Origin of the sequence: Cohaesibacter celericrescens (genome assembly GCF_002866925.1) — a bacterium.
In the GTDB taxonomy this organism is placed as follows: Bacteria; Pseudomonadota; Alphaproteobacteria; order Rhizobiales; family Cohaesibacteraceae; genus Cohaesibacter; species Cohaesibacter celericrescens.
Map to the genome: position 1 here is coordinate 1 of NZ_PKUQ01000035.1, position 9,093 is coordinate 9,093.

Annotated in this window: 9 protein-coding genes; 4 read left to right on the forward strand and 5 right to left on the reverse strand. The window is 50.6% G+C overall.

Features of this window, described 5'->3' with window-relative positions; translation table 11 throughout:
• Window positions 1-275 precede the first annotated feature (275 nt).
• Window positions 276-791 carry a DinB family protein gene (locus tag C0081_RS16585; protein ID WP_101534975.1) on the forward strand — a complete coding sequence of 172 codons (516 nt, stop codon included), beginning with the start codon at window positions 276-278 and terminating at the stop codon, window positions 789-791.
• Between the two features lie 470 nt (window positions 792-1,261).
• Here C0081_RS16585 and C0081_RS16590 read toward each other — a convergent pair whose 3' ends face one another.
• From C0081_RS16590 to C0081_RS16610, 5 genes are all read right to left on the reverse strand, one after another.
• Window positions 1,262-2,302: a LacI family DNA-binding transcriptional regulator gene (locus C0081_RS16590; RefSeq protein ID WP_101534976.1), complete on the reverse strand. Its 1,041-nt coding sequence runs from the start codon at window positions 2,300-2,302 to the stop codon at window positions 1,262-1,264.
• Window positions 2,303-2,346: 44 nt separating this feature from the next.
• Complete coding sequence (locus C0081_RS16595) at window positions 2,347-3,153, reverse strand: ABC transporter permease (RefSeq protein ID WP_101534977.1); 807 nt, start codon at window positions 3,151-3,153, stop codon at window positions 2,347-2,349.
• Window positions 3,143-3,922, reverse strand: a complete 780-nt coding sequence (locus tag C0081_RS16600) for an ABC transporter ATP-binding protein (RefSeq protein WP_101534978.1) — start codon at window positions 3,920-3,922, stop codon at window positions 3,143-3,145. The genes C0081_RS16595 and C0081_RS16600 overlap by 11 nt, the downstream gene beginning before the upstream one ends.
• A gap of 72 nt (window positions 3,923-3,994) precedes the next feature.
• Window positions 3,995-4,708, reverse strand: coding sequence for a M24 family metallopeptidase (locus C0081_RS16605; RefSeq protein ID WP_210200543.1), 714 nt, complete (start codon window positions 4,706-4,708; stop codon window positions 3,995-3,997).
• A 3-nt stretch (window positions 4,709-4,711) separates the two neighbouring features.
• Window positions 4,712-5,722, reverse strand: a complete 1,011-nt coding sequence (locus tag C0081_RS16610; protein ID WP_101534979.1) for an ABC transporter substrate-binding protein — start codon at window positions 5,720-5,722, stop codon at window positions 4,712-4,714.
• Window positions 5,723-5,931: 209 nt separating this feature from the next.
• Between C0081_RS16610 and C0081_RS16615 the strand changes: the two genes are divergently transcribed.
• The 3 genes from C0081_RS16615 to C0081_RS16625 are packed head-to-tail and all read left to right on the forward strand — an operon-like array spanning window position 5,932 to window position 8,702.
• Entirely contained in the window at window positions 5,932-6,702 is a 771-nt protein-coding gene (locus C0081_RS16615; protein ID WP_101534982.1) for a glutamine amidotransferase, read from the forward strand.
• A gap of 18 nt (window positions 6,703-6,720) precedes the next feature.
• Complete coding sequence (locus C0081_RS16620; RefSeq protein ID WP_425349493.1) at window positions 6,721-7,593, forward strand: nitrilase family protein; 873 nt, start codon at window positions 6,721-6,723, stop codon at window positions 7,591-7,593.
• A gap of 14 nt (window positions 7,594-7,607) precedes the next feature.
• On the forward strand, window positions 7,608-8,702 hold the full coding sequence (locus C0081_RS16625) for a M20 family metallopeptidase (protein WP_180966937.1): 1,095 nt from the start codon (window positions 7,608-7,610) through the stop codon (window positions 8,700-8,702).
• The last annotated feature ends 391 nt before the right edge of the window (window positions 8,703-9,093 follow it).

Consider the following 9,093-nt stretch of genomic DNA (forward strand, 5'->3'; position numbering starts at 1 on the left):
CACAACCATGCTGCTGTGGACAAACCAAATGGTCTCGCATCAAATCCCTACCCAATAGGACCAAGCCCTTCTAGCCCGCCTTATTGAATTCTCATCGTCTCAAACAATTTCACAAATTGGTTGCCACACTTGCCGTTATAAAACAGTCTGCTTGTGCTCGTTGCTGATACACTCTGCTTCGGGAACAAAGCTCTATAGCGCAGGAAAAACCACCATTGCCTTGATGTCAGGTTTAGTGTGGTTACGGGGAACACCCCACTTTCAGAGGAACAATTATGCCCAACAAAGAATACACGCTTACAATGGCAAGATATAACCTTTGGCAAAATGAAAACCTGCTTGCAGCGACAGAAAATCTGTCTCCCGCGGAACGAGGAAAGGATCGAGGGGCATTCTTTGGCTCAATCCAGCAAACCCTTTCACATATTTATTGGGGCGACATGCTTTGGATGAGCAGATTTGCAGGAACGCCGGAACCAGACGGAAAAATCCCAGATTCGATCAGCCTCATTGATAGCTGGGACAAATTCCGCGATGAACGGAAAGCTTTTGATAAACAGATAGTGCAATGGGCACATGAAGTTTCACCGGACTGGTTCGAAGGCGAATTAAGCTGGTTTTCTGGCGCAATTGGCCGAGATATCACGAAACCTAAAAAGATTCTCGTAATCCAACTCTTCAATCATCAAACGCATCATCGTGGGCAAATTCATGCAATGCTGACTTCGGCTGGAGTAAAGCCGAATGACACAGACGTGCCGTTCATGCCTGAGCGGTTTCTGAGCCTATAAGTTCAGCTCGCTGTTGATCTTGGTTTTGGCTCATCCAAGACGTTCGCCGATTGAACGGACCGAACGAGCGGAATACCTCAAGATGGGAATAGGATGGCATGGCAACACTTCTGACGGTCTCGACAACCACCTCGATACCCTATCGAGGCGGGAGTGTTGTGCTTCACCTCAGACTTCAAGCCTCATCACTATTCGGACGCTTCTTGGAACAAATCGAGCCGATAGAAACCGAAGACCCCTTGTCTTAGATTTTTACTCATATGTTTGGTTGCTCAGATCCGCGGCGCCACCTCTTAAACCACAAACTCGTTATAGAGCGAAATTATTCAGCTGGAAGGTGCCTTGTTTTACGGGGGTGTTGCCCGCTATCCAGCAGACAATTGCTCATACTCGAATCAAGAACTCTCTTTACCGTACCGTGAGCATAACATGGACCATCAGAAAGCAAATTAAATGACACGCAATCAGCTTTAACGCATCGCTGCTGCGACACTTTTTCTCACGCGAACGCTTGTATCAAAGTGAGTTGCATCAGGGGCAGTTGTTCGAACGCCAATTGAGTGAAGCAGCAAATGCGCTGCCGAACGGCCCATTTCGAAACCGGGTTGCGCCACTGTTGTGAGGGCCGGATGCATCAGACGCGCCTCGGTAATGTCGTCAAAACCCGTCACCGAGACAGAATGGGGGACCGAAATACTTGCCTCCCGACAAAAATTAATCACTCCGATTGCCATTTGATCATTGGCGCAAACAACAGCAGTTGGCCAACTGTCTCTGTCTCCAGCAAACAGAGCTGTTGCAGCCTGATAACCCGATTTTTCCGAATAATCTCCGGTGACAAAGTCCAATTGGTCCGGATCTTTATCACCCGAATAGAGGGCTTCGCGGAAACCCGAAAGTCTCTGATCTGACGTCCAGAGCCTAGGCGGTCCTTCTATGACAGCAATTGCGCTATGTCCCGCTTCCAGTACACAACGCATCACTTCACGCGCACCGCGTCGATTGTCACTCAATACAGATGGGCAGTCTATGCCAGGCAGAACCTCATCCACGAAAACAACCGATCTGGTTTTGGTCAACTCCACCAAGGAAGCAGAAGGCAAACCGGTACCTGAAAGATAAATTACACCATCAAGACGTTGGCTGCGTAACAGTTGCGCAAAATATTCCTCTCGTTTTGATTGGGCCCAACTGAGGCAAAGGGTCATGAGAATATCATGATCAGCGATGCCTCGTTGCACACCTTGTGCAACTTGAGAGAAGAAGCTGTTATTCAGATCAGGGACAATCAGACCGATAGACGAAACAAAATTGCGTCGTAACGCTCGAGCCGCACTCTTGGGTTCATATCCAAGTCGCTCCATCACGGCTTCGACATGATCACGCGTTGCTTGTGCCACATTGGTGCGAGCGTTGAGGACAGCGCTCACTGTCCCGACAGATACATGCGCCTCTGCAGCAACGTCTTTGATTGTAAGCGTAGGTTTACGCCCGGTTTTTTTGTCCAGCATTTACAGAGGTTCCTTAGTCTTTTTAAGACATTAACACTGTGCCTCTATTTGCGCCAGAAGCGTGTAGACCAGCGGGGAACCATGGGCTTGTTTCGCCAGGGCGTAAGCAGGTATTCCACAAGGATAACCAGAACGAAGGCAACCAGACCCAGCAGGGCGAGATAGGCGATGGCTGCGAATGTGCCGGAGGTGTTCAGGCGGGAGTTGGCCTGCATCAGATAAGCCCCGATACCGCCACTCGTTGAGGCTGACCATTCTGCGATCACGGCACCGGTAACACTGAAGGTTGCCGACAGTTTGAGCGCTGAGAAAAGAGGCGTCAGCGTTGCTGGCATTTTTACGTGACGAAAAATGGACCATCTCGTTCCGCCCATAGAACGAGCCAGGCGAAGAAGATCACCATCAACAGATCTTAAGCCATCCAACACATTAACGACCACCGGAAAAAACACGACAAGGGCAACGATCACAAGTTTGGGCGCCAGCCCAAACCCAAGCCAGATTGTCAATGCGGCTGAAATTGCAATGATGGGAATAGCCTGGCTGACAATGAGAATGGGATAAAGCACGCCGCGGACCGTTTTGGACGTATCCATCAGCACCGCCATTACAAAACCGGATACCGCACCAAGAACAAAACCAATCAGGAACTCCTTGAATGTGACCTGAAATCCGATCCAGAGCGTTCTATAATCATCAAGGATATGTGCCCAGACATCCGCAGGGCTAGGCATGACATAGCGTGGAACTTGATAGAACTCGACCGCCCCCCACCAAATGCCGATAACCAGAATAAAAGCGATGACAGGATAGAGAACTGATCTCCAAAGGGGCTGCTTCTCAGGCTGCATCAGAATTATCTTTCTCATCGTAAATATAGGTCATGATTTGATCCTTCAACTGAAGGAATTCAGGTGCAGTGTAAACATTTCGCCCACGCGGCCTTGGCAGGTTCACGGGTAGAATATCGCGGATACGTCCCGGCCGAGGCGACATAACCGCGACACGATCAGCCAGAAAAATAGCTTCATCGATATCGTGGGTGACAAAGACCACCGTGCGCTTTTCCATCTTCCAGACGGATAAAAGCCACTGCTGCATAGCCATGCGCGTCATGCTGTCCAAAGCGCCGAACGGCTCATCAAGCAAGAGAACATCTCGGTGCATTGCGAGGGTTCGCATCAAGGCCACCCGTTGCCTCATGCCGCCGGATAGAGCTGATGGATAATGGTTGATATAATCGCCCAACCCATAGCGCTCAGCTAGCTCAACACCTTCTGCACGTTGCGCTTTTGTCGTACGACCATGCAGAATGGATCCCAAGCAAATATTGTCAAGAACAGTTCGCCATGGGAGCAACAAGTCTTTTTGCAACATATAGCCAACCTGACCAGATTTACCCGTCACATCCTGCCCATCGACTTCAACGCTGCCGGAACTGGGATGCAACACCCCTGCGATGATGTTAAACATCGTACTCTTACCGCAGCCGGAGGGGCCTACAACGCAGATAAATTCGCCTTCGGCTATATCGAAATTGGTCGGGGCTAGCGCTAGATTTGTATCAAACTGGCGCGACACGTCCGACAGCCGCAGCTTTGGTACCGGAGTTGTTGACATATTCTTTTTCCTCAAACACTCAAGCTTTGTTTGTGATGATCGTAATTCACTTCGCCAATCTGGAAAATTTACCTAGATCATGATGCATTCATCACGCCCGAACCAGAACAGATCTTCGACTTTGACTGCGGCACCATCTCTTGCTGCAAACGGCTCAACCGCCCAAGCACCCCACATCGGTGTGTGGTTGTTCGCATCGATAAATTCGTTCAAATACGCTGCCCCTGGAGATAGGGAATGACCGATATTTTCCAATGTATCGAGCAGAGTGAAACCTTCACTCACCATGCGCTCGTGCATGGTGCCAAAAAGATCACAGGCACGAATCCCTGATTGCGCGCGCACCATGACCTCTTTGTAAATATGAGTCAGATCTCTAAGCCCATCACGCGCTGCGGGATTATCGCCAATAACGGTACAGCGGGTACAATCACCCCAAAAGCCGTCCGGCGTGATGGGATGCACATCAATCATCGCAAGATCATTTTCCACCATGGCCAAACCGCTTGGCCCCTGGGTTGGAAAACAAGTATGTGCGTTGGCACCCACCCCGACATTGGTAATGGTCCAGACATCGGCAACATTGAGATCCGCCAAGCAGGTGCTTACTGCAATAAGAATGTCGATTTCCGTAGCGCCAGACGTGGCCGCGTTACATCCTGCCATTGCAGCTTTGCGCGCGATATTCTGGGCAGAAACTAGACCCGATGGAGGCAAAAGAGAAACATCCGGCCCTGGACGATATGTCCAGGGCGGGATAATTCTGCCGTCAGTCAACTGTGGCACTGGCTACTCCGGAAGGTAATCGTTGGTGAAATAGTCAGTCGCGGGCAGAAGACCGTCAAGCACCTTGAATTTTGCAAGAGCTGCTACAAGTGTTTCCCAGTCCTTTGCATCGTTCAACAGGGCCTTGTTATCAGTCGTTCCGAACAATGGAATGGTATCGAGCCACTGCTGCTTAATGAAGGCCGGATCATAGGCTTTAGCGTAGCGTTTAGCGAAAGCCTCGACAGCCTCTTCAGGATGTGCAGCTGAATAGGCGATACTCTTGGTCGTCGCTCTCAAAAAAGCCTTGGCTGTGTCCGGGTTTTTGGCAAGCCAACCCATATTTGCCGCGAGGGCAAAAATCGGGGTATTGGGGGCACCATGCTCGATAGCAGGAAGGAATTCTCCGGCCTTACCGGTCACGGTGACAATTTCTGTGCCTTCTGCGTTGGTGATGCCGGTTACAGCATCAACGCGTTTTTGCAACAGCAAAGGCACCGTGTCGTCGGATGCCGCGACCGTTTTGATGTCTTCCATAGAAAGGCCAGCGTCGGAAAGGATCATCTCCAGCTGTGCCATTGTCCAGGCATCGTTGTATATGCCCAGAGTTTTCCCTTTCAAGTCCGCAACTGAAAGCTTATCACCGGTCGCCGATAGGATGCCCCAGTTGTTGCCACGCCCGTAACGACCAATCGCCACAACCGGTGCTTCTTGGGATTTGGCAAAGACGATGTCCATGCTTGTGGTAAATGCCACTTCAGCCCGACCTGTGCCCAGGAACTTCATCGTATCGGCCACCGTTGGTGGTGTTACGATTTCCAGCTCGATGCCTTCCTCGGAATAAAAGCCCTTATCTGAGCCCAGAATCCAAGGAATCCAGAAGCCGTCGGGGGTTGGCCATTCCTGAATGAATGTGAGTTTTGTGAGGTCTTGAGCATTTGCGCTGGGAGCCAAGAGAGCCGTTGAGCAAGTGAAAATTGCCGCTGAAACAGCGGCGGTTGCCGTGGCAATAAAGGTACGTCTTAGGAGTTTCATCAGGTTCCCCTGTGTCTGGTTTGGAAGGATTTATTATTGGCCTTACCACAGTGAAACAATTCAATTTATATTTGTCAATAGAAAATAAAATCCGGAGATATCCTTGCAATAAAGCCAAATTAATGGTTATCAATACAAAATTGAACCGTTTCAATATATTTGAAAAACTCTATCTCCAACACAAATATGCGCGTGCGCAAGGGGAACAAATGAACATCGCATCTAAGAAAATCCTACTGGTAGGTGAGAGCTGGGTGAGCTCAGCGGTACACTACAAGGGATTTGACAGTTTTGGCTCGACAACATTCCACAGTGGTGCCACGCCTTTTCTGAAAGCCATGAACGAGACATGCTTTGAAGTGACGCATATGCCAGCCCACGAGGCACCCGAAACATTGCCATTAACACTAGAGGGGCTGCGTCAATGGGATTGCATCATTCTATCGGATATCGGTTCAAGTTCACTTCTGCTGCATCCTGATGTTTGGCAGCACTCAAAAACGGTCCCGAATCGACTATCCCTTCTACATGACTATGTCGAACAGGGTGGTGGGCTTGCTATGATTGGTGGCTACCTGACCTTTCAGGGCATTGATGGCAAAGGCCGTTGGCGGAATACTCCGGTTGAAAAAACCCTGCCAGTGCGTTGTCACCCCTATGATGACCGCATTGAAATTCCCGAAGGTACAAAGGCGATTGTTGATCAGCCAGATCATGCACTTTTTGATGGCGTACCGGATCAATGGCCAGCACTGCTGGGCATGAACGAAGTCATGCTGGCTGAGGATGCCCAATTGCTTGCCAGCGCCCAAACGGCTCAAGGGACCCACCCTCTTCTGGCGATCACATCTTACGGTAAAGGGCGAACGTTGGCGTGGATGTCCGATATGTCACCGCATTGGCTCCCATCGGAATTTTCCGATTGGCCCGGTTATCGCCAGCTGTGGATCAATTATCTGACTTGGCTGACCCGCGCCTGAATGATAGGAGAGCTTTAAATGACCATGCTTGAAGCCGAGTTGATTGTTGCTGCGGTTCAGATGGAGCCGCTGTTCGGCCAGACAGAAGAGAATGTTGCCAAGTCTATAGAAAAAATAGAGAAAGCGGCAAAACAGGGTGCACGAGTTGTTGTCCTGCCGGAACTTTGTAACACAGGCTATATGTTTCAAAGCCGTTCAGAGGCGTTTGAACTGGCCGAACCGGTCCCATCCGGAGCGACATCCCAATTATGGATAGAGACCGCGAGCAGACTTGGAATTTATCTTGTTGCGGGCATCACCGAGCGGGACGGCTCAAAGCTGTTCAATTCAGCTATTATCACGGGTCCTGATGGCTATATGGGCACATATCGAAAGCTGCACCTTTGGGGAGATGAAGCGCTTTATTTTCATCCCGGCGACCTGGGCATACCAGTGTTTGACACGCCTCTTGGGCGGCTTGCTTGTCATATCTGCTATGATTGCTGGTTCCCCGAAGTCTGGCGCTTACAAGCCATGCAGGGGGCGGAACTGATCTGTGTACCGACCAATTGGGTGCCCATTCCAGGTCAGGATCCTGCACGCGAGGCAATGGCAAATATTGTCGTGATGGGTGCTGCGCACTGCAATTCAGTTTTCGTCGTCGCCGCCAACAGGACCGGAATGGAACGTGAGCAACCCTTTATCGGCCAGTCGCTGATCGTCTCCCAAACCGGCTGGCCTGTTGCTGGTCCGGCAAGCGTCTCAGAAGAAGAAACCCTAATCGCCTGTATCAACTTGGCAGAGGCCCGCCGCAAACGAAACTGGAATGACTTCAACCAGCCCCTTAGAGACCGGCGAACTGATATTTATGATGAAATGCTTGGCAGTGGCCTTTCAAGGCACTGGATTTGACGATGGAGTTGGCGATGAACGTTGTTGACCTGACAAAGCGATTAGTCGCCTTTGATACCGTCAATCCGCCGGGCAACGAAGTGGCGGCTATGAAATTCTGCGCAGATCTACTGCAATCTGCGGGATTTGACTGTGACCTGCAAGTGTTTGCTAGCGCCACCCGAGCCAACCTCATCGCAACCAGAGGGGTTGGATCGGGAGCAGCCATAGGCTTCAGCGGACATCTGGATACGGTGCCTCTAGGGGCCGCCGATTGGAAGTATCCTCCTTATGATGGCATTGTTGCCAACGGCAAGCTTTATGGTCGCGGCTCCTCCGATATGAAAGGGGGCGTCGCCGCCTTTATCTGCGCCTGTCTCGATCCATTCACGCCGCCCGGAGGCATTGCTATCTTGTTGACAGCAGGCGAAGAAACCGGTTGCGACGGAGCACAAATGCTCGCCCGCGGTAAAAACTTGCCGCGCATCGGAGCGCTCGTTGTTGCAGAATCCACCAACAACGCGCTGGTGCTAGGACACAAGGGTGTCATTTGGCTTTCAATTTTGTTTACAGGATTCACCGCACATGCAGCAATGCCTGAGCAAGGGGTCAATGCCATCGAGCTTGCTAGCCGCTTCATCGCGCGCCTGGGCGATTTAAAGCTAGGGGACGCGCATGAAGTAATGGGCAAGCCAACCTACAATGTGGGCACAATTCAAGGGGGATTGAACACCAATTCCGTGCCTGATTCCTGTGAGATCACGCTTGATTTACGCACGATTCCTAAGGCTCAGCATGTTGAACTGATCGACAAAATAATCGCATTAGCAGGTGACGACGCCACGATCTCTCCGCTTCTAGACTTACCGCCTGTTTGGGCTTCCCCAGATAGTGGCTGGATCAGTAAGGTTGCCGACGTCGTTGCGGCCAACACCGAACATATTTTCAGCCCCACAAGTGTCAATTACTTCACCGATGCCTCAATTCTAACCCCGGTGCTGGGCAATCCACCCACCGTGATTCTGGGACCTGGCAATCCCAGGTGCGCGCATAAAACGGACGAATGGGTCGATATTGAAAGACTCTATCAAGCAGAAATAATCATGAAACGATTGATTGAAATCTGGTGACCGATTGAATCGGTTATTCAAACCACTAAAGGATTGCCCGTCTAGAGTTCCTGCTGCGCCAATTTTGCTAGCGAACTAAGGAGCAATCTCTGTCACAGCCGCCATCGGTCAGACTTGGAACACTTCATGGCGCCTTCATCAAAGCATGCATCATGCTGGATTGGGCATGGGGGACAGCGCAACAGGTCAAACTGTGATTTTGCATGCAAAATTGGCTCTGACTCACATTTGCTGAAATTGTTGTGCATGCTTTAGCTGGTTCATCAAAGGATCAGCTATGCATCATCGATTTCAGCGCGCAAGCCTCGTGCCTTACGGCTTTTCAGTATATTCAATCCAGATTGCCGGTGAGAGTGTGCAAACTCAGTTGCGGCCACGTTCTCGTTTAGGG